The organism is Micromonospora sp. L5 (assembly GCF_000177655.2).
In the GTDB taxonomy this organism is placed as follows: Bacteria; Actinomycetota; Actinomycetes; order Mycobacteriales; family Micromonosporaceae; genus Micromonospora; species Micromonospora aurantiaca.
Genome location: NC_014815.1, coordinates 6,639,614 through 6,665,069, shown reverse-complemented (window position 1 = coordinate 6,665,069; position 25,456 = coordinate 6,639,614). Strand labels below are relative to the sequence as shown.

General features: G+C 67.7%; 23 protein-coding genes and 1 pseudogene. 6 read left to right on the top strand and 18 right to left on the bottom strand.

What is annotated here, in order from left to right; translation table 11 throughout:
* Positions 1-63: 63 nt before the first annotated feature.
* Positions 64-350 (top strand): annotated as a pseudogene (locus tag ML5_RS31760) (hypothetical protein); the annotation flags it as partial.
* 558 nt (positions 351-908) lie between these two features.
* On the opposite strand, the gene ML5_RS29790 reads toward ML5_RS31760, so the two are convergent.
* Positions 909-3,074 (bottom strand): AIPR family protein, encoded by a 2,166-nt coding sequence (locus tag ML5_RS29790; RefSeq protein WP_201766717.1) that lies wholly within the window; start codon positions 3,072-3,074, stop codon positions 909-911.
* Positions 3,075-3,795: 721 nt separating this feature from the next.
* On the opposite strand from ML5_RS29790, the gene ML5_RS31310 reads away from it, so the two are divergent.
* Positions 3,796-6,492, top strand: a complete 2,697-nt coding sequence (locus ML5_RS31310; protein WP_013477362.1) for an N-6 DNA methylase — start codon at positions 3,796-3,798, stop codon at positions 6,490-6,492.
* Between the two features lie 466 nt (positions 6,493-6,958).
* On the opposite strand, the gene ML5_RS32215 is transcribed toward ML5_RS31310, so the two are convergent.
* Together ML5_RS32215 and ML5_RS29770 are read right to left on the bottom strand one after the other, a co-directional pair.
* A complete protein-coding gene (locus tag ML5_RS32215) occupies positions 6,959-8,095 on the bottom strand; it encodes a hypothetical protein (protein WP_143766971.1) in 1,137 nt (378 codons plus the stop codon).
* A gap of 315 nt (positions 8,096-8,410) precedes the next feature.
* Positions 8,411-8,668 (bottom strand): hypothetical protein, encoded by a 258-nt coding sequence (locus ML5_RS29770; RefSeq protein WP_013477360.1) that lies wholly within the window; start codon positions 8,666-8,668, stop codon positions 8,411-8,413.
* A gap of 64 nt (positions 8,669-8,732) precedes the next feature.
* On the opposite strand from ML5_RS29770, the gene ML5_RS29765 reads away from it, so the two are divergent.
* Positions 8,733-9,365: a hypothetical protein gene (locus ML5_RS29765; protein WP_236619327.1), complete on the top strand. Its 633-nt coding sequence runs from the start codon at positions 8,733-8,735 to the stop codon at positions 9,363-9,365.
* A gap of 109 nt (positions 9,366-9,474) precedes the next feature.
* Here the strand turns inward: ML5_RS29765 and ML5_RS29760 are convergent, their stop codons facing one another.
* From ML5_RS29760 to ML5_RS29705, 11 genes are all read right to left on the bottom strand, one after another.
* A complete protein-coding gene (locus tag ML5_RS29760; RefSeq protein WP_236619326.1) occupies positions 9,475-10,224 on the bottom strand; it encodes a hypothetical protein in 750 nt (249 codons plus the stop codon).
* A gap of 18 nt (positions 10,225-10,242) precedes the next feature.
* On the bottom strand, positions 10,243-10,560 hold the full coding sequence (locus ML5_RS29755) for a hypothetical protein (protein WP_013477357.1): 318 nt from the start codon (positions 10,558-10,560) through the stop codon (positions 10,243-10,245).
* A complete protein-coding gene (locus tag ML5_RS29750; protein ID WP_236619325.1) occupies positions 10,557-11,180 on the bottom strand; it encodes a hypothetical protein in 624 nt (207 codons plus the stop codon). Before ML5_RS29750 ends, ML5_RS29755 begins: the two co-directional genes overlap by 4 nt.
* 659 nt (positions 11,181-11,839) lie before the next feature.
* Positions 11,840-13,072: a methyltransferase, FxLD system gene (gene fxlM / locus ML5_RS29745; protein WP_013477355.1), complete on the bottom strand. Its 1,233-nt coding sequence runs from the start codon at positions 13,070-13,072 to the stop codon at positions 11,840-11,842.
* 103 nt (positions 13,073-13,175) lie between these two features.
* Positions 13,176-13,997 carry an aminoglycoside phosphotransferase gene (locus tag ML5_RS29740; RefSeq protein WP_013477354.1) on the bottom strand — a complete coding sequence of 274 codons (822 nt, stop codon included), beginning with the start codon at positions 13,995-13,997 and terminating at the stop codon, positions 13,176-13,178.
* A 12-nt stretch (positions 13,998-14,009) separates the two neighbouring features.
* The gene (locus tag ML5_RS29735; protein WP_013477353.1) at positions 14,010-14,498 is read right to left on the bottom strand and encodes a hypothetical protein; all 489 of its coding nucleotides are present in this window, start codon (positions 14,496-14,498) and stop codon (positions 14,010-14,012) included.
* Between the two features lie 149 nt (positions 14,499-14,647).
* A complete protein-coding gene (locus ML5_RS29730) occupies positions 14,648-14,980 on the bottom strand; it encodes a hypothetical protein (protein ID WP_013477352.1) in 333 nt (110 codons plus the stop codon).
* Between the two features lie 170 nt (positions 14,981-15,150).
* Positions 15,151-15,576, bottom strand: a complete 426-nt coding sequence (locus ML5_RS29725; RefSeq protein WP_013477351.1) for a hypothetical protein — start codon at positions 15,574-15,576, stop codon at positions 15,151-15,153.
* A gap of 334 nt (positions 15,577-15,910) precedes the next feature.
* Positions 15,911-16,585 (bottom strand): GPP34 family phosphoprotein, encoded by a 675-nt coding sequence (locus tag ML5_RS29715; protein WP_013477350.1) that lies wholly within the window; start codon positions 16,583-16,585, stop codon positions 15,911-15,913.
* Complete coding sequence (locus tag ML5_RS29710; RefSeq protein ID WP_041784667.1) at positions 16,582-17,598, bottom strand: acetamidase/formamidase family protein; 1,017 nt, start codon at positions 17,596-17,598, stop codon at positions 16,582-16,584. The genes ML5_RS29715 and ML5_RS29710 overlap by 4 nt, the downstream gene beginning before the upstream one ends.
* A 5-nt stretch (positions 17,599-17,603) precedes the next feature.
* The gene (locus ML5_RS29705; protein WP_013477348.1) at positions 17,604-19,010 is read right to left on the bottom strand and encodes an APC family permease; all 1,407 of its coding nucleotides are present in this window, start codon (positions 19,008-19,010) and stop codon (positions 17,604-17,606) included.
* A 463-nt stretch (positions 19,011-19,473) separates the two neighbouring features.
* Between ML5_RS29705 and ML5_RS29700 the strand changes: the two genes are divergently transcribed.
* The gene (locus tag ML5_RS29700) at positions 19,474-20,085 is read left to right on the top strand and encodes a hypothetical protein (protein WP_013477347.1); all 612 of its coding nucleotides are present in this window, start codon (positions 19,474-19,476) and stop codon (positions 20,083-20,085) included.
* On the opposite strand, the gene ML5_RS29695 is transcribed toward ML5_RS29700, so the two are convergent.
* The gene (locus tag ML5_RS29695; protein WP_013477346.1) at positions 20,075-20,521 is read right to left on the bottom strand and encodes a hypothetical protein; all 447 of its coding nucleotides are present in this window, start codon (positions 20,519-20,521) and stop codon (positions 20,075-20,077) included. The two genes, ML5_RS29700 and ML5_RS29695, sit on opposite strands and share 11 nt — an antisense overlap.
* A 36-nt stretch (positions 20,522-20,557) precedes the next feature.
* Here ML5_RS29695 and ML5_RS29690 point away from each other — a divergent pair, with 36 nt between their 5' ends.
* Complete coding sequence (locus tag ML5_RS29690) at positions 20,558-21,154, top strand: HD domain-containing protein (protein ID WP_013477345.1); 597 nt, start codon at positions 20,558-20,560, stop codon at positions 21,152-21,154.
* Between the two features lie 8 nt (positions 21,155-21,162).
* Complete coding sequence (locus ML5_RS29685; RefSeq protein WP_236619324.1) at positions 21,163-22,104, top strand: phosphotransferase; 942 nt, start codon at positions 21,163-21,165, stop codon at positions 22,102-22,104.
* 79 nt (positions 22,105-22,183) lie between these two features.
* Here ML5_RS29685 and ML5_RS29680 read toward each other — a convergent pair whose 3' ends face one another.
* The 3 genes from ML5_RS29680 to ML5_RS29670 form a co-directional block, all read right to left on the bottom strand.
* On the bottom strand, positions 22,184-22,849 hold the full coding sequence (locus ML5_RS29680) for a 2'-5' RNA ligase family protein (protein WP_013477343.1): 666 nt from the start codon (positions 22,847-22,849) through the stop codon (positions 22,184-22,186).
* A complete protein-coding gene (locus ML5_RS29675; protein ID WP_236619464.1) occupies positions 22,846-24,201 on the bottom strand; it encodes a helix-turn-helix transcriptional regulator in 1,356 nt (451 codons plus the stop codon). Before ML5_RS29675 ends, ML5_RS29680 begins: the two co-directional genes overlap by 4 nt.
* Before the next feature lie 289 nt (positions 24,202-24,490).
* Positions 24,491-25,453 carry an endonuclease/exonuclease/phosphatase family protein gene (locus ML5_RS29670; RefSeq protein ID WP_013477341.1) on the bottom strand — a complete coding sequence of 321 codons (963 nt, stop codon included), beginning with the start codon at positions 25,451-25,453 and terminating at the stop codon, positions 24,491-24,493.
* Between the last annotated feature and the right edge of the window lie 3 nt (positions 25,454-25,456).

Genomic DNA, 25,456 nt, shown 5'->3' with positions numbered 1-25,456 from the left:
CCTGTGGTGTTACGCCGAGACGCCGCTACCAGTCAGCACGATACGGTGCAGATTCGACCCACGATGGCACCGTCTGGCTACGTCGGGGCCGGGATCTGGCGGACAAGGGACGGACTGGCTGTCCACGGGGGGTCATTGATCGATGAGATTGTGCGTGATGGCGCGCGACGGATGCTGGTGGCGGCGTGGAGGCCGAGGTTGCCGCGTATCTGGCTGCGCACCTCGCCGAGTTGGATGAGCGGGGCCGCAGGCTGGTGGTGCGCAACGGCCATGCCCGCCTGCCGCAGGTGCTTACCAACGCCGGCGCGGTCGAGGTGGTCGCGCCGCGGGTCAACGACAAGCGCGTCGACGGGCGATTTCTCGCCCAGAACAGTGCCGCACATACGCTAGCCCCCGGCAGCGCCCGGATCGGGGGCGGGAAACTGGGCTTTTTCGAGGTCGCTCGGCGGAAGCAGCCGCAGTAACGCGAACGCCTTCGTCACGCCGAGATAGGCCAGTCGAAGCAGCACAGCCGATCATCATGCCGCGGGCGGGAGACACAGTCGGGAGAGGAAACGATTCCTGCGCCCGCTGTCATGATCCGCATGTAGTTGGTCCCATCTGATCGGATGAGGTCTCGGCAGAGGCAGGGCCAGGGCGGACAGGATCGCCCGGTCCGGCCAGGGGAGCCGAAGCCGGCCCCGTACCTGCCGGCGTAGCACCGCTACCTCGTGCCGCAACGCGAGGACCTCGACCAGCAGTGCCCTGTTACCGCAGATCAGCAGCCCTAAACCGCTGAGCAGGCGGATCATCGCCAAGTACAGCAATCGCACAACCATACCGACGGTGGCCAGCCCGGTCGAGAAAACTCCAAGTTCACAGCATGTGCGACAGATTTTGGCACCGTACAGCACTCGTGGTGCATGGTTTCATGCGTCCTCGTCAGGGTCGTCGCTGAGGGAGGCCAGGGTCTCCCGCGCCAGCGCCCACAGCGACTTTCCTCCGGAGACGTACCACCGGGACGGACCTTGGGCGGCGACGGGCGCCTTGTTCCACCCTGCCAACCGCCACATCTCCTGCACCAGGCCGGAAGGGGAGTAGCGCTTTCCGTCGACCGCCCACAAGATCGGGCGTACCCGTTGGTTGACCCACGTCGCGCTGCCCCGGCTCGGGTCTTCCGCGAGCCATGCGGCCATCGCTTCCCGCTCGGGCCGGCCGGCTGCCCGGTAGGTCAGCGGCGTGCCGTCGGCCAGTGCTCTGGCATCGATCAGGGTGGGCACGGCATTGGGACGGCGCTGTTGCTTCGGGATCTTCACGATCCGGTATTCCAGCGGCAGGTCGGGAACCGGGGCCCCGCGCTTCAGGTCCGATAGGACCAGACCCGCGAGGGTACGACAGCGGTCGGGGTCGGCGAGCGTGCTGGACACGATCGAACTCTGGCCGAACTCGGCATCAACGTGGTGGACGAGCCAGGCGGTGGCACGTTCGACAGCGTTCGGCACCTGGGCGAGGACCCTATCCCAGTCGGTGTCCGGTTCGTCGATACCGTCGAGGTCCAGAGCTTGAAAGACGATGTGCGCAATGAGCCTGTCTCCTCGCTCCACGATCGCCTCGGCTCGCGCCTGACGGCTCTTCGCAGTGCGGTGGAGCGTGGCATCGATCTCCCGCAGCACGAGGACGCTGCGCCAGACCTGGTGGGCAGAGGGCCGGTCCTGCGCGTTGAACAACAGCTGGTAGGCGCCCTGCGTGCCCTGCTCCCAGAGCAGGTCTACGCCGCGCTTGGACCGGACGGCGAGATCGGAGTTCCGGTGCGCGCAGGCCAGGGCGGTGGCTGCGGCCTCCACCGAGCAGCCGCTCTCCGGTGACGGCTCTGGTTCTCCGCGCTTGACCGCGTACGTCTTTTGGAGAGAGAGGAGAAAGTCCTCTCTGATGGCTCTCTGCACGGGATCGAGAGCGACGAAGTCCCGCCGTTCGACCCGGTTCTGGGTGTTCGTGGCCGTGGTTACCGCGTCCGCGAAGCCCGCCGGGCAGTTCGTGAGAGAGATGACCCGGACGGTCACGTATCCGTCGCCGATTGCCGCAGCGTCCTTTCGGGAAGCCCGGTGTATCGCGTGGACCGTCTGCGCACCGTTTACCACGCTGGCTCCGTCCAGCTTGAGCGCGACCGGTGAACGCGTCGCCCGACTGAAGTAGTCGGGGGCGAGACTGTCGCAGAGCAGGGTGATCCCGTTGTTGAAGAACCAGAAGTTGTGCGGTTCGTCGGTCAGCGTCTCGATCAGGCCCTGGTTGACCTGCGTGATGCCGAGCGGCTTGCGGATGTTGCGGTCGAACAGGCGGTCCTCGTGGTCGTCGTACCAGGCCGCGATGTCAGCCACCGAAACAAGACCCTGGAACGCCTCGTACGGTTCGGTGATCTTGACGTAGTCCTGCATCCTGACCGTCAGCGCAATGGGAGGTTCCGCGAAGTCGTTGCGCACCACCTCCCAGATGTCGCGGGCCAGATAGCTGCGTTGGTCGAGAATGTTGCCGAGTTGGTTGAACTCGTCCTGAGCATCTGAGAGCCGTTGCACGACGTCGCGTGCGAGCGGCTCGCTCCGCATGACGGCGGTCACCAGGGTAATCTTCGATCCCGGGTTGCTAAGAACGGCGGCGACCTGGTCCGCGAGGTTCTGGAAGCGGATGTTGAAGCGGTTGAACTTGCGCGCGTCGATATGCCGGAGGCCCTCAATGAACTTGAGCGCATCGGCAAGCTCGAACCGTGCCTTGCCCCTGTCGCTCCACTTCGATTGGACCAGCCAGAGATGGGACGCGCTCTCGTCGGTGGCCACCGCGTCGATGCCGATGTCGTCCCGGCCGTCGATGACCGCCTCGGCGGCAGCTGCCGATTCGCAGCCGGTCAGGTCGCGCACCGCCAGGGCGGCCAGGGCGCGTGACAAGAGTGACTGTTCACGCTCGTGGGGTGGTTTGTTGGCGAGATCCGATGCGTCTATCAGTTCGCCAAATTCTCGCAGCAACGCATCCCGCACCTGTCGGACCTGCGTTTCTGGGGGCGCCTCGTAGGGCGGCGGACCGGACGCAACAGGCTTTTCGCTCACTCGACTACCTAACTGTCGATCTTCACCCGTCATCGCCACACGTCGCGTCGGACGGTCCGAACGCTCCGGGACCGGCGCAGGGCTGGCCAGCCGGGCTCGGCTGATCCATGCAGCGTGACGCGTCTCGATCGCGGAAGACTGGATCTTGACGCGCGTCACCCATCGTAGCGGCTCGAGCGCTCTCTCGGTATCCCATGAGGACGCCCCACAGCTCTTGTCGACTGCTGTCTTACCCGGAGCCTTGTCCTCATCGATCCTTGGACCCGCCGCGCCTGCCCCGAGCTGAGACATCGTCCTAGTTGGCGCACGAAAGAGTGGCGAAACAGATGGCTCGATCGTGGTGGCCGACAGCCATTTGCACTGCTGCTGCGCGCGAGCCCTGTCAGGCTCGCGCCAGCAGCGGGACGGCCCGCGACTCTATCGGCGTGCCAGCCGCAGTTCTTTCCTAACGGCGATCATGGATATTTAGTCGACACCGGGCCGGAGTCGTACTCGATGTACATGATCGAAACCGAGTCCGGCGCTTTGGCTCGAATGGGGCGGCGAACCCTCGGGCGCTGGCCCGGATCCGAGCGGCCGAGCCATCGGTGCTGAACGGCAAGATCCGCCCCAGGAAGAGTTCTTCCCCGGGGCGGCCGGGAGGGCGAGCTCTGCCGGGCGAGCCGGGGTCGGCCATGATCCGGCACCAGCGATCGAGGGGGTGCGGGCGCTAACCTGAGCCGTGCTTACCGAGGACGTTAAGGCCGGCATCAAACGGGCCTGGGACGCTTTTTGGTCCGGAGGCGTGACGAGCCCTGTGACGGTGATCGAACAGATCACCTATCTTCTGCTCATCAGGCGGCTGGACGCCCCTGGCTGGGCCGAGCTGCGGGGAGCCGGGCCGGATCAACTCGTTGAGATCGTCACCGAGCGGCTGTTCCCCCGGCTGCTGAGCCACGTCGAGGACGAACCCGGCTGTCGGGTGGCCCTGCTGCGCGACGCTGAGTTCGCAGTTCCTGGACCGGCCCTGGCTCGAGTCATCGCATTGCTCGACCACATTCCAGAGGGGGACCGGGACGGGGAGCGCGAGCTCTTCGATCACCTGCTGGACCAGGCCCCGCGGTACGGCAAGCAACATTTCGGCACGCCCCGCCCGGTCGTGACGTTGATGGTGGAGATGCTCGCGCCCAGTCCAGAAGACTCTGTCGCTGATCCATGGTGCGGTCCGGGGGGCCTGCTAGCCGCAGCGAGCGACTACGTACGCCGTACCGCCGGGGAAAACCCGCGGCAGAAGTTCTACGGTGCCGAGAGAAACCAGGCCCTAATGCGCCTGGCTGGTATGAACCTGCTACTGCACGGCGTGGGTGAGGCGGAACTGACGCAACGCGACCCGTTGGAAGCGCCCGGCAGATTTTCCGTCGTCATGACCAATCCGCCGTTTGGCGGCCGCCGTGACATAGAGTCGGTCCCTGCCGGCCTTGCGGGCCTGGTGCGGACAACGAAGACCGAACTTCTGCTCTTGGTGGCGGCGTCCCGTCTGCTCGACGCCGGGGGCAAGGCGGCCGTGATCGTGCCACAGAGTGTCCTGTTTGGATCGAGCTCTGCACACATCGAGGTGCGGCGGCTGCTCGTCGAGGAGCACCGACTCGACGCCGTAGTGATTCTCCCGCCGGGGACGTTCCTGCCGTACGCCGGACTGTCCGCGGCCCTGCTGCTCTTCACCAAAGCGGATTCGCGCACGGGGGACGTCTGGTTCTACGACGCCGCCGGCGATGGTCGGAGGGACCCGCTCTCCGACGATCACGTGGCAGACGTGTTGAAGCTGTGGGAGCGTCGAGCGGGGGGCGAGCGGACGGAACGCAGCTTTCTGGTGCCGCGGCGGGAGATCGCGGAGCACGGCTACGACCTCAGCCCGCAGCGGTATCGCAGGCTGCACGAGAAGGCCCGGCTCATGCGGGAGAAGGCGCGACGGCTCGGGGACGTCGCCGAGGTCTTCCCAGGCTGGGTCGAGGCCGGCGAACTCGGCACTGCGGCCGACGTCCCGGACGCCGGGGTGGAGCTCCGAGTGCTGCATCCGTCCCTGCTGGGCAATGATCTGCCGCGAGTCGAGGAGCTGCCAGTCCGGCTCGAGGGCAAGGTATCCAAGCGCTTCCTGATGGCGGGCGACATCGTCGGGCGCGACCTGGCCAGCCTCCGGAACTGGACCGTGCTGCCCGAACCCTATACCGGTGCCCAGGCGGGGCGGGGTCTGCTGGTTCTCCGTCTGGGCGATGACAGCTACCCGGCCGAATACGTGGCCGAGTACCTGGCCTCCCCGCAGGCGGAGCGCCAGTTCGCCAACCAAGGCGCGGTGATCCCCCGACTGACGCCGGCGGCACTGGCGGACGTCCTGGTGCCCTCCTGCGACGGCGGCAATCGTGAGATCACGTCGGCCGTCCTACGGGTCCGCGAGGGCGCTGCCGAGGTGAGCCGCATCCAAGCCATGCTCGACGAGTCACGCGGCAAAATTTTTGAGAACGGAACCAGCACGCAACGCCGGACACGCCTGATGGAAGCAGCCGAGCTTAGCCTGCTGACTGCTCAGAACCTCCGGAAGCAACAGGAGCCCTACCGGGTCTTCCAGCAGTCGTATCCATATGGCATCGCACGTGCTGTACGCCGCATGCGGCACAGCGCCTCGGTGCGGGAAAAGCATGAGGCGGCCCTGCAGTGCGCGGAGGCCCTGATCCTGTCGCTGGGCATCGTGTCCCTCGCGGCCGCCGCTGACCGGGGCTGGCGAGAACTGGACGAGGTGGCCGCCTGGTCGGAAGCGGTGCAGCGGGGCGGCGTTTCGTTCGGCCACTGGCTGGGAGTCATCCGGGGCGTCGGCGTCATGGCCAGGAACAGCCGCGACGAGGTGGCCGGTCTGGCAGACGCCACCGCGACCCGCAAGGGCGACAAGGGCCTGATCTCCGACCTCAACGAGCTGGTGTCGCTCCGGAACAAGATCCGGCACGGCGGGGGACCGCGCACTCCCGCCGAGGTGGAACGGAGTCTGCAGACCATCCAACCGCTGGTCTCCCGGGGCCTGACTGGCAGCTCGTTTCTGTCCCGGTCAGACTGGGTCTACCCGCTCAAGCTCCGCTGGACACCGCAGACCGGTGGCTTCCACGTCTCCGGACTCGCCGTCATGGGCGACCACCCCGACTTCGAGCCGATCGGGTTCGACGCAGGACGGCCCTTGGAGGACGACCGTCTCCACCTAGTGGACCGCAACCGCGAGTGGTTCCTGCTGGAACCGTTCTGCGTGCTCGCGGACTGCCCGTCCTGCCTCGCACCGGAACTCTACTACCCCGACCGGATCAAGGGCCAAACGGCCCTGCTGAAGAGCCTGGACCGGGGTCACGAGCTGGAGAGCAATACCGTCTTCGCCGCGCTGAGCGCCTGGCTGAACCCCTGACGGGACTGCGTAGATCCTGTGTTTGACCTGGGTGTGGTCGTTTTGACAGGACATGGAACTTGCCCGGGAAGGACCACGTCACGGCAGAGAAGAAAATGGCTGTTGCCCCACTTAGGTTCCGGTGGCCGGGGGAAGTGGGCGGCGGGGAGACCTGGCGGCGTTTCGTGCGGGGGCCGCGTTTACCCCCGAAAACCCCCGGCCGAGGGTTGACGAAAAGCGACAAGCAGCGGCGAGCGCCTGGCTATGTCTGTGCCGCCCAGCGCCCATCAGCGGCAAGCAATGACAAGCTAAGTTCGGCTGCGGTTGGTAACACCGGAATACGGGGAGAAGTTTGTAAACCACCTGGCCGCTCCCGATGCATTAACTTCTGAGAGCGAGAACTGACTCGTCGGGTAGGCCAGTCGCGTTGCTTCGTTGCGCAGCAACCCTGCACGTCGCAGGTCCACGGAGGGCGCGTGGGTTCACGTCAAGTGAGCGGTACGAAGCGGTCGATGAGGTAGCGGGCGGCAGTGGTCAGCGCATGTGTCCGAAAGTGCGCCTCGCCAGCGGGCGATGTTCCTGGATGAGAGCCGTTGGTCTGCACGATCTTCCAAAGCCCGTGGATGTAGTTGCCACCGTCGTCGGCCGGAAGGTGGCCCTGATCGATCAGGAACCTGATCGCCCTGCCACCCGCACCCTGACTGGTTCGGGAGAATCCTTGCTGGACGGCCAGATGAGCGAGAACTTCCTCGAACATGGCCCGCAGCTGGGCGTTGGCCGCCTCGTGCCGTCCGTCCGTCAGGCAATCAACGGCTTGTCGATAGTGATTGCGTGCGACCGTCATCCCGAGCCGCTGGAAATCTGATTCGAGCGCGGATACCAGCTCTCCCAGTGGGGCGTGAGGCCCATCGAGTGGGAGCAGCCGGGCTTCGCCGCCGATCAGGCGAAGGTCGAAACCCGCCGAACGCGTCGCCTCACGTAGCCGGATGAGCTGGTCCTCGTCGCACCGTTCCGCGACTAGGCTAATGAACTCCATCAGGCCCTTGGCGACATCCGCGTCCTTGCCAGCGGCCCTCACCGCGCCACCCAGCGTGCTGGCGATGAGCTCGGTCTTGGCGTAGCGCTGCGAGCCGGACCGCGGTGGCGGCTGAAAGCTCTGCAGCCCACAACGTATGAAGCGCAACTCCAGGTCGGAGCTGGTAAACACGGAGGCATACTCGCCAGCTTGACCGACCGCTCGAGCCAACGAAAAAGCCACCGACCTATCTTTCCACAGCATGGTTCGAGGCGCACCGCGGGGTGTTGTGCCAGGTCGCGGCTGCCAGAGCGACGAGACGTTGACTGACGCGGCCGAACAGGCCGGCGGGCGGCGGGCCGTGGCTTCAGCGAAAGCTTCCCGTGAGGTCTGGATGTTCAGCTTCATGCATTGCCGCCCTTGCAGCAGTGCTCGATCGATCGCCGTGCGTGGTGGGTCGGACTTGGCGTTGGCGCGTTTCGGGCAGAGCATGTGCCCGCCGATCTCGTGGCAGAAGCGTTCGAACTCGGCGCTAGCCAAGCCTGGGTCGGCCGTGATGACCTGTCCAGTGGTGATCAGTTGGTGATCGGCGTCGATCACGCTGGCCATGACCTTGCGTTCGTGAGGTTTCGAATGGGCCAGGCACCGCACGATGGAGATGCCCTCGCTCGGGAGCAGGTAGAGGGCGTGCCCCAGAAGCAGCCCGAGTGTGAGGCGCTGTATCTGTAGCCAGCGTCGTTGGCCAGGTCAAAGCCCTTGGCCGTTTCACGGTATGCGCCGCACGGGACCGGGACGAGCCGATCGGCCGTTGGGCCAGCACACCGGTGGTAGGCGCTCCAGCCAGACTGGCGGTGTACCAATAGTTGTCATTCTGTGGGCCATCGCCCAGGAGTCGCTCTCGCGGTAGTCATGGAGGGTCTGGCGTCACCGTCGGCGCATGATTGCGTAGACCATCCTGCTGCTCGCGAACTCGGAGATTGTGATCAGTTCCCAGCCGAATCGTTCCAGCACCTCCGCGGCGGCGACGGCTTGCGTGACTTGGTCACCGCCCACGCCGCGGTGCGACAGGACGGTGAGAAGCCGGTACGGGTAGACGCGCAGGTCGACACTGCCGCCGAGGACCGCTTCGGTGGTGACCGTTCTCGTGCGGGCTATCTGCTCCGGTGTCTCACGGGCGGCCATACGTGAACCCTAGTCGTCGCTTGCACGGACAGTCGCGTTCGGTGACAGCGGGTATGTTCGGGTCGTGCCTACCTCGGTCCGTCTCCCGGCCGTCGCCGCCGCCGTCCTGCTCGCCGCGGCGGTGGCTGGCTGCGACAACGCCGATGATGGTCCAATCGCGGCGCCTACCCCGCCATCTGTCTCGGCTTCTGGCGTCACGGCCAGCCCGACAGCACCTGCAGAGCCGGCGTACACCGCGGACGGGCTGGACCTGTGCGCGAGGACGGATGTGAAGGTCGTGGCGGACCTGGCGTCCGAGGTGACGCGCGAAGATCCGCGGCCGCCGCTGGCTCGACCCGGTGCCGCCTGCCTGTTCGAGATGCAGACTAAGGCTGGCTACCAGGCGAATCTTCGGGTCGAGGCGTCGACGCTCGCGACGGCCGACGAGGCGCGGCAGTTGTATCGCGGGACGCGGCGGGCTACGGGGATGACGCCCGCCGGAGCGGTGCCGGGCGTGGGGGAGGAGGCGGAGGCTTTCACCAAGCGGTCGACCCCGGGGTTCAAGTACGCCGAGTACATGGTGCACGCGCGTACCGGCAACCTGGTGGTGAAGGTGTGGCTCGCCGTCGGCGGCGAGTCTTACGTTGCGAACTCGGTGTTGGCGGAGAAGTCGTTGACGATTCTGCGGGCCACGCAAGCGGCGGTGCCGACGGCGTGACAGGCCCTGACCCGTCGCCCTGGACCACTGCCTCTGCGATTGGCGTGAATGCCCACACCTGCCGGGTAGCGCACGCTGTGGCCTCCGGAGAGGGGCGCCTTGTGCTGGGTCAGTCCCGTACGGCTTGCGGCCACTGGCTTCCGGGTAGCTTCGAGTAGTCACCGACCTGGGTGGCGATGTCCCGGATGTTGCCTAGGGCGTCCATGAAGCGCTGCCCGACGGTGAGCAGGGTGTTGAGGCCGGCGGTGACGAGGTCACCGACCGACTTGGCGAGGGTGGAGATGGCCCAGGGGATGTCGATGACGGTGCTGGCCTCGGTGGCGGCCTGCGCCAACTTGCCGGCGAGTCCGGTGACGATCTTGGCCAGCTCGACGGCGTAGTCGACGTTCGAGCGGGCGATCTTGAACAGCCATTGGCTGATGAACTCGGCCTTCAGCACCGACTCGTCGATCGCGGCTTTCTGCTTGGTGGCCTTGGCGTTGTAGGCGATCGCCGCGTCACCGCTCCACTTGGCGATGTTGTCGCTGCGCGGCTCGGTGGCGGTGAACGACAACTCGGAGACGGGAGTCTTGACGTCGTTGACCCACCGGAAGCTGACGTTGATCAGCGACAGCACCGGAACCTGGCGTTCCAGCGCGTGGTCGACCTGGTCGAGCACCGTGGTCATGGCCCGGCGGGTGGCGTCGAGGTTCTGCTTGATCCACCACAGCCCTGCGGGTCCGAGAAGCCAGCTGTGCTCGTTGACTCGTTCCACGATGTCGTTGAAGGAGTCGACGGCTCGGTCGATGCCGGAGCGGATCTGGTCGAACGCCTTGTTGAACGGCTCACCGTACTCAAGGTCGCTGCTTGCGGGCTGCACCTGCACTGCCTTCCATAATCATGCGCGGTAGATCTTGTCGAGGTCCAGGGAGACGACCTCGTCGGCCCGGTCGTACTCGTCAGCGATGCGCCGCAGCGCCGCGCCGATCTGATCGAACTCCGTGACGGCGCCGCTCAGGATCCGCACCATGAACGTGTGGAAGTCCCGGTAGGAGCCGGCGTGCAGGACCACGCTCGCGTCGCCGATGAAGAACGCGGACGGCTCAAGATGCAGCTGTTCGGCGGCTGTCTTGACCTCCGCGATGCTGTCGGACATCGCCAGCCACTTCTTGCCCTCGTCGCGCAGCGCGTCGGTGATGACTTCCAGGTCTTTCATGATCGCGCCTTGGTCTCGCCGGGGCGGGCGAGCTCGTAGGTCCGGAAGAGTGATCGGGTCTCGAGCCGGAGTTGTTCGGTGTCCATGCGGGCGACTCGCGCGGCGTCCGCGGTGATCGCCGTGATGCCCGTGCCGCGCAGGTGAAGCGTCAGGCATCCGTGTGGACTGGAGATCGTCCGTTGCTCGGGCTGCTCCGGTGCGTGGGTCAGCCGGGCGAGTTCGGCGTCGATGTGGTGCAGGGCGCCCCATGTGCGCTGCAGCCAGAGGGCTTGGTCGAGTTCGGGCTCCGTGCTGGTGGCCGGCGGCTGCGCTGGTTGTGCTGGAGGCTGGTCTCGCTGCAACTCCTCGAGTGCGGTGGTTTCGAGGAGGCTTCCCAGCGCGCGGGTGTACGCCTCGTAGACGGCATCCCCGATACGGGTCACGCCGGCCTGGCGTCGCCAGTCGCGGCTGATCGTCACGTCGTCCACTTGTCCGGCTCTGGTGAGGAGCAGGCTGACGGACGCGGTGCGGTCCTGGCCGGAGTGAAGCCTCGGCGCGGACCGGGAAGCGCACTCGTCGACAGCGTGTGCGGCGTTCGTGCGCAGCGTGTCGTCGTCGCCGAGGAAGTCGAGGTTTGCCATGGACAGCCGAAGGTTGGCTCTGTCTCCGAACATCAGTCCCAGCCCCCGCGAGATGCCAACGCATACAGTGATTTGCTCGTTACGGCGCAGGGACACCGTACGGGAAACGCGAGAGCCCATGGGGGAGGGTGCTCGGCTTCCTGCGGCGGTCTGCCGCGGAGGCCGAGGATCCGCCGCGCGTGGAGCTCCTGCTGACCGCAGGGCGGCAATGTGTGTGCCGGCGGCGACGGCGGTAGACGGAGGTAGCGGCGGTGGATGCTCGTATGCGGTGGAGGCTGGCCGTCACGCTGATCGGTCTGAGCCTGCTGATGGTCGTCCCCGCCATCGCCGGAACCTGGGTTTCTGGTTCGAGTTCGGGGACACGTATCGGGCGCTGAGCGTCGTCGTCTGTGTGCTGTTGCTGGCTCAGTGAGGACTGGCGGCATCGATCGGTGTCCGGCCGGCACGGGGATGTGCCCTGGCTGCGGATCGCGATGATCGCGCTCGCGTTCGTGCTGGCCTGCGGAGTCGCCGCGGTCCGCAGATCCCTTTGACCGATTACACAAGGGTGGGCTGCGGCGTGAGACGGGGATATAACTTGGGCGAGGACGCCGTCACTGGCTGGCCTGCCGTCTTTGTTTGCGGAGGTGTTTCACGCAGATGTGGAGGGCCGTTGCTGGTTATGCGGGCTGGCCGTTGCTGGTCCAGGTGATCGCGATGGTGGTGTGCGGGCGGGGGATCAGTAGCCGCAGGTGGTTGGTGGGGCGGGGTGCGGTGCCGGTGGGGTAGACGGCGATGTGCGGGCCGGGTTGGTGTCGGTGGTGGCGGTCCCAGGCGGTGATGAGGTCGAGCATGTGGCCGGTGAGTGTGGTGGCGTGGGGTCCGTAGCCGTGGGTGCCGAACTGCCAGGTGGTGTGGTCGAGTTGGCGGGTGGCGAGGTAGGCGATGCTGTCGGCGGTGAGCAGGGCTGGGCAGGCCACCCAGTTCTGCGGTGCCAGGTCGGCTGCGCGCTGCCGGTCGACGGCGAGCAGACCGTGAGGGTGGGGTTGGCTGGCCAGCCACAGTTGCAGGGTGTCGAACGGGGTCGCCGGTGGGGTGGTGACCGGTGACCAGGCGTCGTGCCGCGGTCCGTCGAGGGCGGCGGGCAGCGCGCGGAGATCCAGGGCCTCGGTGACAGGGTCGTCGACGAATATGGTGACGTCGTCGCCGCGTAGGCGGTGTGGTGTGACGGGGTTGGCGCCGGCGCCTTGCATCGGGACGAAGCCGCAGACGAGGGCATCGGTGGCGACGAGGTGTACGCCGTCGCGGACGAGGGTGAGGCAGCGGGTGTGGCCTCGCATCCGCAGCGGGGCGACGAGGACGCCGTCGGGGGCGAGCTGGTCGGTCCAGGCGGGTGGGATGTCGCTGGTCTCGACGGTGACGATGATGGCGTCGTACGGGGCGGCCGCCGCCCACCCTTCGTCCGCGTCGGCGTGCACCGTGTGAACGTGCGGATAGCCGGCGGTGTCGAGGGCGGTGCGGGCGTGGGCGATGACGGCGGGGTCGATGTCGATGCTGGTGACCGTGCCGTGCGGGCCGACGACCTCCGCGATGAGCGCGGCGTTGTAGCCGCCGGATCCGACCTCCAGCACCCGTGCGCCGGGCTGAAGGTGGGCGGCGTGCAACATGGCGGCTTGAAGCCACGGCGCGGAGATCGAACTGGTCGCCTTGCCGTCCGGGCCGCGGCGGGTGACCACCACGTCGTCTGCGTACGCGGCCTCGACACTGGCCCCCGAGGGCGTGAAAAGGTGGCGGGGGACCCGTCTGAAGGCCGCTTCCACGGCCGGTGAGGTGATCGCACCGTCGGCGAGCAACGTGTCGACCAGTCGAGCGCGAGCCGCCTCCGTGAGCTCAGTGTCGAGCGGATCGGCCATCATTGGCTCCCTGCGGTTCGGGCGCTCAGCGCGCGAGTTCATCCCTGACTTGGTCGGGCCGAGATCCTGTGGCGTGGGGTGACCTTGTACAGCCTGCCGGTTGTCAAGCCTGCCGGGCCCTCGGCTGCGGCTCACGGCCTTGCGCTACGCCCCCGTGGGCGCGGTGGATCGCCCACTCGCCGGTCCATCGGGCGAGATCCTGTACCCAGCGCTCGGTGTTGTGTCGCGCCTTGGTCGCCCACTTCGCGGCGTTGGCCGAGGCGAAATGGTTGAGCACGTCAGCGCTTGTGGCGGTCCAGGCGGGGAATTGCCCGAGCCAGTCTTCGGCTTGGTCGGCGGTGTGGCCGCTGCCGATCAGCCATTGGACGAGTAGTGCGAGTTCGACCCATGCCGCTGCCTTGGTGGCCCAGGCCCAGTCGACGATGCGTAGGCCGTGCGGTGTGATGATCAGGTTGGTCGGGTTGAGGTCGGAGTGAACGAGTGTCCCGCCGTCCATCGCCGGGTGCGTGAGCCCGAGCCGGTCGGCTGGGGTGAACCACCGATCGCCCGGCGCCGGCGTCTGCTGGAGGTCTTTCAGGGCGGCGGTGAGCAGGTCGAGATCGGGGCTGTCGGGGGATAGGTCGGGGTGGGGGCCGGCGAGATGCTCGGTCCCCACCACCAGCCAGCCATCGGCCTCGAAGTGCCACCGCAGCGCTGGCGGGTACCGGTCGACGGCTTGGGTGACGGCCAGCTCGTAGCGCAGCGACTGGACGGCCCATTCGTCGCAGGCCGCTTTGACGAAGACCGGTCCGGATGGGCCGGTGACGGTCGAGGCGATCTGTGCGTGGTTGCCGTCGGGTGCCGGGGTTGCCTCGAACGCTCCACCGACCTGTTCGGTGATTTTGGTGATCACGCTGCGGGGTAGGGTCGTCCAGTCGCTGCGCATCAGGTTCTCCTGTTACCGGCCGGGCTGTGGCGGGTTCGGCGGACAGCAGGACTCGGCCTCACCGTCCCAGAATTCCATGTCGATCTGGTAGCCGGTGTCGTGCAACGCCGCGAGGGTGTAGGTGATCGCGGTGCCGTCTCGCATGGCTTCGGTCAGGATCGGCCGGTGGTGCACGTAGTGGCCGGCGATCTGGTGGCAGGCGGCGGTGTAGGGCTCGCTGATCTGCAGGAGGGCGTGCCAGACGGCGTCGACCGGTCGGGTGGGCACGACCCGGTAGGACTCGCCGGTCGGCAGGAGCATCCCGAAGTCGGGCTTGCCGGCCTGGTCGGCGTGGGCCTTCAGGAAGACCAGGAATTGCCCGACCGCACGCTCGGCGTAGAGGTGGCTCACCTCCTGCCGGGCGGCGAAGTAGCGGGTCAGCTTGTCGAATACCTCGGTCGACACGAGCGTGCGCGGGTCCTGTGCGACGGTCGTGACGGGTCTGTCTGCGGTGATGCTCAAGATTCCTCCTTGATCGCGAACGGGGATGAGCGCGTATCGCGTCGCCTTCGGGGCGGTGATGCGAGCGTTTGTCGTGCGGTGATGTAGAGGGGAAGTGGGGCCAGGCCGTCGCGGAGGTCCCCTCACCAGCGGCAGGCTGCGGTGCTTGCTCACCGCTGCTCCAGGATCGATCTGCGGAAGGGGCCCCAGGCCACGAAGCGGTCGAACATCTCCTGCGGGCTCGGTCCGTCGTGTGGGTTGAGGTGGAACAGGTCGCGCATCGCCTCGAACATCAGCCCGCTGAGGTAGATCGAGAGCGCGGGGAGCGCCGATTCGTACTCCACTTTCAACAGCAGCCGGGCCTGCGGGCACGGCCACGGCTGACCGCATGCCCGGCATGCCAACGTCGGCCGCAGCGGGGTATGCGGAGGCGTCGTTTCGGTTCTGTAGCGCGGCCGATCTGGCGTGGGGCCGGCGTCCGGCGTCTGCAGCTGCGACGACATCACCTACGGCTCCTGGCTGCTCGCACCTTCCACTCCTGGCGGGGTTGCTCGCTCGGGCCCGTTCGACGGCCAGAGCCGGCCCACGTTCGTAGATCCATGGGGAAGTACCTCTTTCCTTCGCCGCTGTCGGTAGGCGGTGGCGATGATGCGGTGGCCTGGTGCTGCAGTGGCTACGCGTCGCAGCTCGGGTAACCCCTGCTGCTGATCGCGCCTGCGACGGTGGAGGTCGGTGGCTGGCCGGTCAGGGTCCGACGGGGCGCCGGCGTAGGTGGTGTGGCCGCGTTCGAGGATGAGGACGTACGAGAACAGGCCCGCCGGCGGCCGGTCAGCCGTTCGTGCGCGGCGAGGATCTCGCCGCTTTGCGGGTCGACCAGGAGCTGCGAGGTGGATCCGTCGGCGGTGACGGCGAACGTCAGGCCGGTGCTCTGGCCGCGGTAGGTGATGACGGGGATGTCGGCGAGGACGCGCAGGCTCGTCGCCCGCTGGGCCTGGTTGAGGTATCGGCTGCTCACGAGCGCGACGACGCCGCTGATCAGCAGCCGGGGATAGGCGAGGTCGGTGGCCAGTTCTCGGGGCGCTACCGCGCCGGCCAGCACGTCCGCGTCCTTCAGGAATGCGTCGAGCAGGTATGGGTGCAGGCCGCCGGGCAGGTGCTCGTTCGTTTTCCCCCGGCGCCTCGCCGAGTGTGATGTAGATGGGGTCGGCGAGGACGGTGAGCCGCTGCCCCGGGGTCAATCCTGGCCCGGTGGCGCTGGGGTGCGTGGTGGCGGATCGACTGCCGGCGACCGTAGGCGCGGTCGACGCGGGCCTCGGATGGCCGCGGGTGCTGGCGAAGCAGTCGGCGAGCAGGACGCTACCGACCAGGTTCACCGCCAAGCCGATGGGGACCGTCGAGCGGAGCATCACGGTGTCGGGGTTCCTTCCTCGTGTTTAGCGGTAGGTGGCGGTGGCGAGGTCGCCGACTGCGGCGTCGACGGCGGTAGTGATGTCGCGGACGGGCCGGTGGTGTTGGTCGGCGATGGCGCGCAGCTGGTTGGCGACGGTGGTGGTGTCGTCGTGGAGGTAGAGGTGGCCGGTGAGGTTGAGGGCGACGACGAGCCCGGCGAGGGCGGCGGTGTGGTTGTCGGGTTGTTCGCGGCCGTCGGCGAGGTAGCGCAGGCGAGCGCGCGCGATGACGGGCCACCGCTGGTGGGTGGGTAGGTAGGTGTCGGCGCGGATCAGTCCGCCGAGTCGGCGGTGGCTGGTGTGGCGGAGGATCCCTGCGGCGTGCAGGCCGGCGCGGGTGCGTTCGTAGAGGTCGTCGGCGAATCCGCGCAGCCAGTGGCGCAGTGGTGGGGCGGGCCGGGTGTGGCGCAGGCTGGTGAGGGCGGCATCGGTGATGAGGTCGCCGACGGGCCGGTCGATGTGCAGCCGAACCCGCTGCTCCCCAACCTGGCCGTGGCCGTCGAGGGTGGTGCGGCCGGTGAGGACGAGGTCGATGAGGACGGCGCCGGCGAGACCGAGGGCCAGGGCTTGGCGGTGGATGTGGGGTTGGCCGGTGTCGTCGTTGTGGGCGAGCAGGTACAGCTCGTCGCGTAGCGGCAGCCCGGGCACCGGCGCGGTCATGGCTGCCCCTGAGTGAGGCTGCGGAGCCGGGCGTGGGCGTCTGCGTAGGCGGGCTGCGGCTGGGGGAGGTGGGCTTTGTCGATGGCGGCGAGGATTGTGTAGTTGGGGTCGCAGACGTTGCCGATCGGTGCCCGGCCGGCTTGGGAGATGAGCTGGTAGGTGTCGAGGGTGTCCAGACGGCAGAGGTCGGCGGTCCAGGTGGTGAGGTCGTGGTGGGCGATGCGGTAGGCGTCCTCGAGTGGTCGGGCGCAGCCGACGGACATGATCGCGGTGTCGGTTTCCAGCCGCGGCCATGCGGTGGGAAGGCCGCCCTTGATGACCTCGACGGCGAGGGTGGTGACGGTGGCGATCTCCACCGCGACCCCGCACGCTTCACCTTCGCCTTGGCGGGCGTGTCCGTCACCGAGGGCGAGGAGCGCGCCGTGGACGTTGACGCCGAGGTAGAGGGTGGTGCCGGCGCGCAGTTGCGGGGTGTCGAGGTTCCCGCCGTAGTAGTCCGGGACGATCGTGGCGCGGGTTTCCATCGCGGCGGGGGCGACGCCGATCGTGCCGATCATCGGATCCAGCGGCAGCTCAACGCTGTGGTCGCTGGTGGTGGCGCAGTACCGCACGGTTCCGGCGGTGGGGTCGATGTGGTAGACCCAGACGCGCTCGTCGAGGGGTGGTTGGAGGGTGGCGGTGTGCGGGGTGGAGGTCAGCGCCCCGAAGTACGGGAACGTCGCGGACACGCCCCAGTCCCGGGCCGGGACGATCGAGGCGATGTGGACGGCGAGGGTGTCGCCGGGTTCGGCGTCCTCGACGAAGAGCGGCCCCGACACCGGATTCAGATACGGCATCGCGCACACCTGCGACGGCAGGTCCGCCGGACCGCGTACCCGGCCGCCGAAGCAGTCCTCGGTGTGCACGGTGAACACGTCACCGGAGCGCACATGCGCTACCGGGATCCGCCCGCCGAAGGTGTAGGCCAACTCGTCCCGCGCCGGCCGATACGTGAAGTGACTTCCGGAAGACATCGTGGTCACACCCGCTCCAGGTCACGAGCGGACCGCTGCACTGGCGCCAGGCCGGACAGCGACGGGCGGCGGCCGGTGGCGTAGAGGCCAGCCAAGATGACGACGCCGAGGGCGAGCCAGGCCAGGCCGAGGCGCTGCGCGGCGATGTTCGCGTTCACTACCACGTAGGCCAGGATCGCGAACCCGATACCGGGCATGACCAGGTGCGCCCACCAGTTGCCGCTGCGCCGCCGGATGAGGTGGTGCACGACGACGGAGACGTGCAGGACCAGGAACGCGACCATCGCCCCGAAGTTGATCAGCGATGACAGCAGGGTGATCCCGTCGGCGCGGGTGGCCATGTACAGGCCCAGGGCGAGGGACACGGCGCCGGTGAGCAGGGTCGCGTTGATCGGCACGTTGCGCCGTACCGACACCCTTGCCAGAAAGGCCGGGAGCTGCCGGTCGCGGGCCATCGCGTACAACAGCCGGGACGTGGCGACCTGCGCGACCATGGAGTTCGGCAACCCCCACGCGATGGCCGTCGCCACCGCGCACAGCGTCGCCAGCCAGCCGCCGCCGGCCACCGTGGCGGCGTCGTAGAAGGCGGTGCCGTTCGGATCACCCTGCGCCAGGAGTACGCCGGGGTCGGGGACGAGCATCGCGGCCAGCCACGTCTGGGCGATGAACAACACCCCGGCCAGGATCAGGACGGCGGCCATCGCTCGACCGATCTGCCGGGAACCGCCCCGGGTCTCCTCGGCCAGCATGCTGATGCCGTCGAAACCCAGAAAGCTGAGCACGGCGATCGACACCGCCCCCGCCACCACCGACCAGGTGAACGTGTCGGCGTTGTAGAACGCGTCCCAGCTGAACCGGCCCCTCCCCGAGGCGAGAGCCCACCCGGCGACGGCCAGAAAGACCGCCAGGACGATCAACTCGCCGACGAGCATCACCCGGGTCACCATCGCGGTCATGCGGATGCCGACCGAGTTGACGACCGTGTTGACCGCGACGAACCCCAGCAGCCACAACCACACCGGCACCGCCGGCACGGTGGCATGCATCGCCACCGACGCCACCAGATACAGCAGGCCCGGCACCAGTACGTAGTCGAGCAGGATCACCCAACCGGCCAGGAAACCGACCGGTGCGCTGATGCCCCGGCCGGCGTAGTTGTAGACGCTGCCCGACATCGGGAACGCCTTCACCATCTGAGCATATGAAAACGCCGTGAACACCAACGCCACCACACCGACCGCGTAGGCCAGGGCCACCATTCCGCCGGATCCGGCGTACACGCTGCCGAATATCGCCATCGGCGCGATCGGCACCATGTACACCAAACCGTAGGCCACGAGATCCCGGAACCGCAGGTGGCGGCTCAACTCTTGCCGATAGCCGTAACGCCCCAGCTCTCCCTGATCGAACATCCAGCATTCCTCCCTGAAACTGCTCGACGAACCGTCCTCGGCGCCCGACGAAAGCGCCCGCCGTCACGGCTCGACCGCGACGCATCCTGGCCGGGACACGGCTGAGGTTCCCGGCGACGAGAGTGACTAAAGGCGAAGGAGCTCAATGTCGGTAAGCCTCCTCATCCACGTCTGACAACCCACCGACAAGCGCCTATTCGAATACCGACTACAACAGCGAGCAGCGCCGACCGGCGCCTCTCGAAGACGCGTCGTAAAGCCGCATCCGTCCGCACAGTGGTCTAGGCCGGGCATTGTCGAATCTTTGTCAGAGGTCGACGCAGTGGGTTATCGACATCCACGCACGCTGCATTAATGGAGGCATCACCGTGAGCGCCATTGGCGCGAGGACAGCGGTGACAGGCGTCCCGGCGTCGCTGGTTACGCCTGCCTATGCCCAAGGCTCTCCAAGGAAGGACGTGCCATGACCCCACAATCCATGCCCGAACCCGCTGAGGTCGGTCGCCGAGCCGCCGAGATCCTCGACCTGATCACGCAGCACCCGTCGTCCGAGCGGCTACGCAGCTCGTCGATGAAGTACTCCAGCTGCTGGGCGACATTCACCGGGTACCCGGCGATCAGCCAGTGGTCCCTGGACCGTGACGCGGGCCCGCTGCTGACCGAGGCGATGCGGGTCTTGGCGCTCAAGGCCGCAGTGTTCGAGCTCTCCGGCGGCGACGAGGAAGTCGCTGAGCTGCTGGTGCCGGCGCCGGTCGACGAGATGATCCACGCCGTGCTGGCCCAGTTCACCCTCATGTCCCGGATGCAGCGCGACCTCGGGGTCACGTTCCCGCACGCCACGGAGTTGGAAGAGTTCACCTACGTCCGCGGCTGCCTGACCGACGCGTACTACGCCGCCGCAGGCTGGGGGCCGCAGCCACTGCGGTACTGGCTGGACTCCGCCGAGGTAACCCGCCGGCTGGACCAACTCAACGCTCACTACCAGGCCGCAGGCCTGGGACGCGACGGACGCAGCCACGACTTCGACTTCGAGAAGCCCGGCCCCGCGACCGCGCCCGTCGGGGTCACCGGTTAGCCAGCTCCACCGACAGCACTCGCCGCATGGCTGCCACCACCTGCTTCGGGTCGAACCTCTCGCCGGCGAGGCGCTCGGCGCGGGCGACGGCACCGAAGATCTGCTCCGACGGAGCGTCCCGCAGGACGGCGACGAGCCAGCCTTCCAGATCCACCAGGTCGGCAGGCAGTACCAGGGAAGCAGGCGTCGGCGCCGGTCGTGACGCCCGGACGGGGACAGGCTCCCCGCGCGAGGCGTAGCGGCCCGGCGGAAGCCCGACCCGATACGGGTGTACACACACCGCGACACCCTCGACGGTGACTCGCCATCCAATGTCCGCGTCGTAGGCAAACTCGGGTCCGGGCCGGCCGACCACGTCGAACTGGCCCGGCCCGAGCTGTTGAGCGGGACACACCACGCACGTCTGCTCACACCACTGCTGTAGCGGCCCCGACATGACGCCGATGCTACGGCAACCAGGAGGTATCAGGCCATGACCGTCTTATCCCCTCCCCGGGCCGCCACCATCGACCGCGCCCTACGCGACGCCCAACGATGGTGCGCCGGACACACCATCGACGACCGCCCCGCACTGACCCACGCCGTCCGGGTCGCGGTAACCATCGGCGAGCATGTACCAAACCCGGACCCTGATCTGATAGCCGCAGCGCTGCTGCACGACATCCCCGACTTCGCGCCCCGTACGCCGGACATCTACCAGATCCTCGCCACCGCCTACGGCCCGCAGGTACCGCGGATCATCGCCGCTCTGCAGGCCGAGCACCAGGATCTCGACATGCCGGAACCGCCCATCCGCGTGGACGACCTACCGGTGCTGCTCGCCTCGACCGCCGACAAGATAGTCGCGCTGACGTCGCTGCTACGACGGGCACACGCCAGTGGTGATGTCACCCGCTTCCTCCGCACGCGCCCGGCGCTGCTCGCGCTACTGCCGCACTTCCGGGCCTTTCAGCAGGCAGCCCACCATCGAGTGCCGCTCCGGATGTCGGCCCGCCTCGACACCGCCCTGACGCTGCTCGAGCGAGCCGCCACCGGCGTCCAGACGGGGAGCAGACCATGCTCGCTATAGGTGCCGCGTTGGCCGACCAGCTTCACCGTGACCTGCTCACCGCCGCCGGCCGAGAAAAGGTCGGCGCGCAGGTCATCCAGGAGTGGGAGCTGTCGACGGTGCACCGGCTGTACCTGAGCGACGGCAGCAGCATGATCTGCAAGATCGCCACATCACCGTTCACCGGCGAAGCCGCCGTGCTGCGAGCCCTCAACGAGCACGGTGCCGCCGTGCCTCACCTGCACGGCTACACGCTACGGCCGCAGGCGCTGGGCATGCTGATGGACGACCTCGGCGACCCCATCCGCCCACCCACCACGGCCGAGGCATCAGCCGCCGCCCGCGCGGTCCACGCCATCGCCCCGATGCCCACGCTGCCCGCGTTCGGCCAGCAAACCCTGGCGCGCCTTCCTGAGCAGGCGCTCGCTGCACTCGACGCGCTACACCGCCAGGGCCGCTTCCTCAACACGGGCACGATCGAGGACCTGCTGCGGCGGCTGGCCGCCGTGGCGGGCAGGCGCGCCGACGGCGCCGAACAAGAGCCCTTCGGGCTGTGCCACGGCGAGTTCCACCCCACCTCGCTGCACGTCAGCCGCAACGGCTGCCACCTAGTCGACTGGGCGAAAGCGTTCACCGGGCCCGGACTGCTCGACCTCGCCACCTGGTTCGGCACCCGCACCAACCCAGACCCGGCCCAGCTCAATCACCTAATCCGCGTCTACGTCGCGACCGGCGGCAGTCCCGACGCCTACTCGGACCGCGGCGGCCTACCGGCCGCACAGTGGGCCCTGGGGTGGCACCGCCTCTGGGCAGCCTGGTGGTTCCTGACCACGGCCGCCGCAGGCCACCACCAACCTCATACCGACAGCCACCACGCCCAGGTCATACACCGCCAACTCCACGCAGCCGCGCAACTGCTCGGGGCAGCACCGCCTGCCGCCGCCGGCAGTCACCTCACCAGTGCTGGCTAATAGGCAACGGGTCGAGCGGTTGGGCGTGCGCCCCGCTCGATCCGTTCGGCGCTCACGCCCCGCAGACCCAGCATGATCATCATCCGCCGAGGGGTGCCACGGCCACAGTTGTCCAGTTGTAGGTCTGGTCTTCTCGTCGCAGCGCGATCAGCGTTGCCTGTCGAATAGTCACCCGGGCGGGTGGCTGGTCACGTAGTTCGGCGAGGCGGGCGCAGATTGGTCCGGTCGGCGCTTGCGAACCGCTGTAAGCGACAGTTACGTGGGGCCGAAAGCCTTCTGCAGCCTCCGGAACTGCCGGCCATACCGCGCTGATGGCATCACGAATGGTGGCGCGCAGGTGTTCGACGCGGTCCCAGGGGCGGACGAGCAAGCCAATCCCTTCGGCATCGGGGTCGACAGGGCCAAGTGACAGCTCCAGCGGCTGCAGGCCGGCGCAGCGTTGCTGGGTCTCCGCGACGATCGCCTCGATGTCGTTAGTGGTGACCTCGTCGGTGAAGCCGAGACCTTGCATGGTCAGGTGGAGCCCATCGAGCGGCACCAAGTCCAGCCCGGGCAGAGTGAGTTGGCGTTGCAGGCCGGTGACGAGACGATGAAGCTCAGGTTGGTGCTCGAAGGTGAGGTGCCAGGTGTAGAACTGGCGGTCGGCTCGCCAGCCTGGGCGCCAGTACCAGTGAACGGTGAGTTCGGGTAGATCCTGGTAGGCGGTCCAGCGCTGTTGCAGGTTGGCCAGTTCCCGGCTGCTCATGACAGCGATGGTAAGGCGGCTCGGATGACACCGGCCCGTGGGCGGTCGGCCAGCAGGTCGGCGACCTGCCTTAGCCGCGGATGGCGAGCGAAGGGACGAGCGGCGACGAGGAACTGCCGGGCGCGTTGATGGACCGATTCGAAACGCTGCTCCGAGGTAAGGGTCAGCGCTTCCACCGCCAGCGTGGCGGCCTGGTCAGGGTCGGGACGGCCGGCGTGCAGGTGAGCGGTGGCCAGATCGAGGCGACTCAGTGCCTGCGGACCGGCCATGCCTGCGGCGTCGAACGCGGTGATAGCGACGGTCAGATGGTCGGTGACGCCTGCGGTACGGCCGAGCGCCAGGTAAGCAGTCGCCGCGTTGGCCGCAGTTCTTGCCGGACAGTACGGGCCGAGGGTGAGGCTCGCGCTGACCGGCGAGTCGGCCGGGTAGTTGGACAGCATGGTGAAGGCATCGTCGACAGCACGGTCTACCCCGTACCGGTCGCCGAGATGAGCGAGGGCTCGCGCCAGACCGTTGATCGTGAGGCGGATACGGTGCCCGCTGGCGCTGCCACGACGCAGGCCATCCTGGGCGTAAGCCAGCGCGTCATGGTAATTACCGGCGTAGAAGGCAACCAGGCTCTGCGTGGCACGCGCCCAGGCTTGAACGTCGGGCTGCTCGGCAGCTTCGGCCAAGTCGAACGCTTCGGCGGCGTAGGCGTGCGCCACACCGAACGCGCCGAGGTCAAGGGCGAGCGCGCCAAGAAGCCCAGACAGGTGAGCGGCGACGGCGTAGAGACGGGCCCGTTGTGGCGGGTGCTGCCGGCCAGCCATGAGCTGGTCGACATAGGCGCGCAGCGGTCGCAGACGCCCTACGAGAATCCCAGGGGTGAGGCGCTCGTTGTCAGCGATCGCCTCCCGAAGCTCGTTCTCCAAATACGTCAGGCGGACGTTGTCATCAATGGAAGACCTCAGCGCCAGCCGACGGGCATCGATGCTGCCCGCACCTTCCCACAGCACAGCACCGCTATCCACTCCAGGTAAGGAGTGCCCAGCGTCCATCGGCGCCGCGGGCCCCGGCGCGGTCTTGAGCTCCTGGAGCGCCGATGAGCGGCGTCGGCGTCGGTTCAGCTCCGTGATCCGGTCGTACTCATTGACGAGGACGCCGCCGGCCTGCAGCACGCTGTCACAGCGCGCCCAGAAGGCGCGGTCCGGGTGCTGGTGGCCGGTCTCGGTGTTCGCCACCGAACTGCGCCCGTACTGTACGAGCCGAGCCAGCTCATGCTGAGTGTGACCGGCAGCCTTCCTTAACTGGGCGAGCCGACGGCCGAGCGCGTGGCAGGCGTTCCTGCTCTCGTCGGCGTTAGCCAACACATCCAACCCCCAATACCTGCATACGCCGCTGTCACGGTCCGTACCGACGTTAGCCGCGCTTGTGACCCGCCGACCGACTGAGCAGCGCCGAGTAGCGGTGCGACCGATGGCCGCTACGGAACCAGCAACAGTGCCATGTGTCCATTATCGAGAGCGGGGGCGGCTATGGTCCGATGACCTTGTCAAAGTTTTGTCAGAGTTGCTGTCGGGGGTCCACCGACAAAGTCTCGAGGGCTGTCCATGACCGGCAGCGGTTCACGTCGGCCATCCCGTGAACGCCGAATGCCGGTCACACCGGCTGGTTGCGTTGTCCGTTGAATCGCGCGATAACCGGTGCGTGGTCTGGTACGACGGTCTTCTTTCGGCTGCGGGTGGAGGCGCCGATGGAGGTGATGTCGTCGACGAGGGAGTCGATGGTGATCAGCTGGAGTTGGAGGTCGCGGGTTGCCAGGATGTGGTCGATGAGCTCGCCGTTGCCTTGGTAGATGCGGGAGTATGCGCGCGCTGGGGGGAGGCGTCGTCCGAGGTTGTACAGCCGGACGGCGTCGCCTTTGTCGGGGCGGTTTACGTCTCCGTCGGCTGGGCCTTCGAGCAGGACGGTGGTGATGGCGTCCGGGCCGTCGTTGAGGTCGCCGCAGAGGATGGTCGGCATGCCCGGTTGACCGTTCACGGCGGCTGCGGCGAGGGCCTTGTTGAGGTGTACGCGCAGGGCGACGGCTTCGGCGGTGCGCCGCAGGAGGGCGTAGCCGGCGCCACGAGCGCGCTCGTCCTCGTTGAGGGGGTAGCGTCGCCCGTCCGGGTAGGTGAGCAGTTTGCTTTTCAGGTGCGCGGTCAGCAGGCGCAGCCCTACGCCGCCGCAGTCGACGTGTACCTGAAGCGCTCCGCGGCCCATGTGGGTCAGGGTGTCGCCGTCGACGTCGGGGACCGCGGGCAATCCGGAGGGCGGCAGCGCGAGGATCTGCGCTTCCTCGGTGAGGGGATGCCGGGCGAGGACGGCGACGCGGATGCCGCGGCTGTCCGGGTGGGAGGACACGACGGCCTGCCAGGGCTCACCGAGGGCAGCTTGCAGGTCCTGCGCGGCCCGGAGGCTGCCGATCTCTTGAAGGGCGACGACGTCGGCGCCGGTGCCGACGATCAGGCCGGCGAGGTAGGTGAGCTTCGCGGTGTAGGTGTCGGCCGCCGACGTGTCGGTGTCCTCGGGTGGGAACAGGTTCTCGACGTTCCATGTCATGACGATCAGGTTGTTGGCCACCGT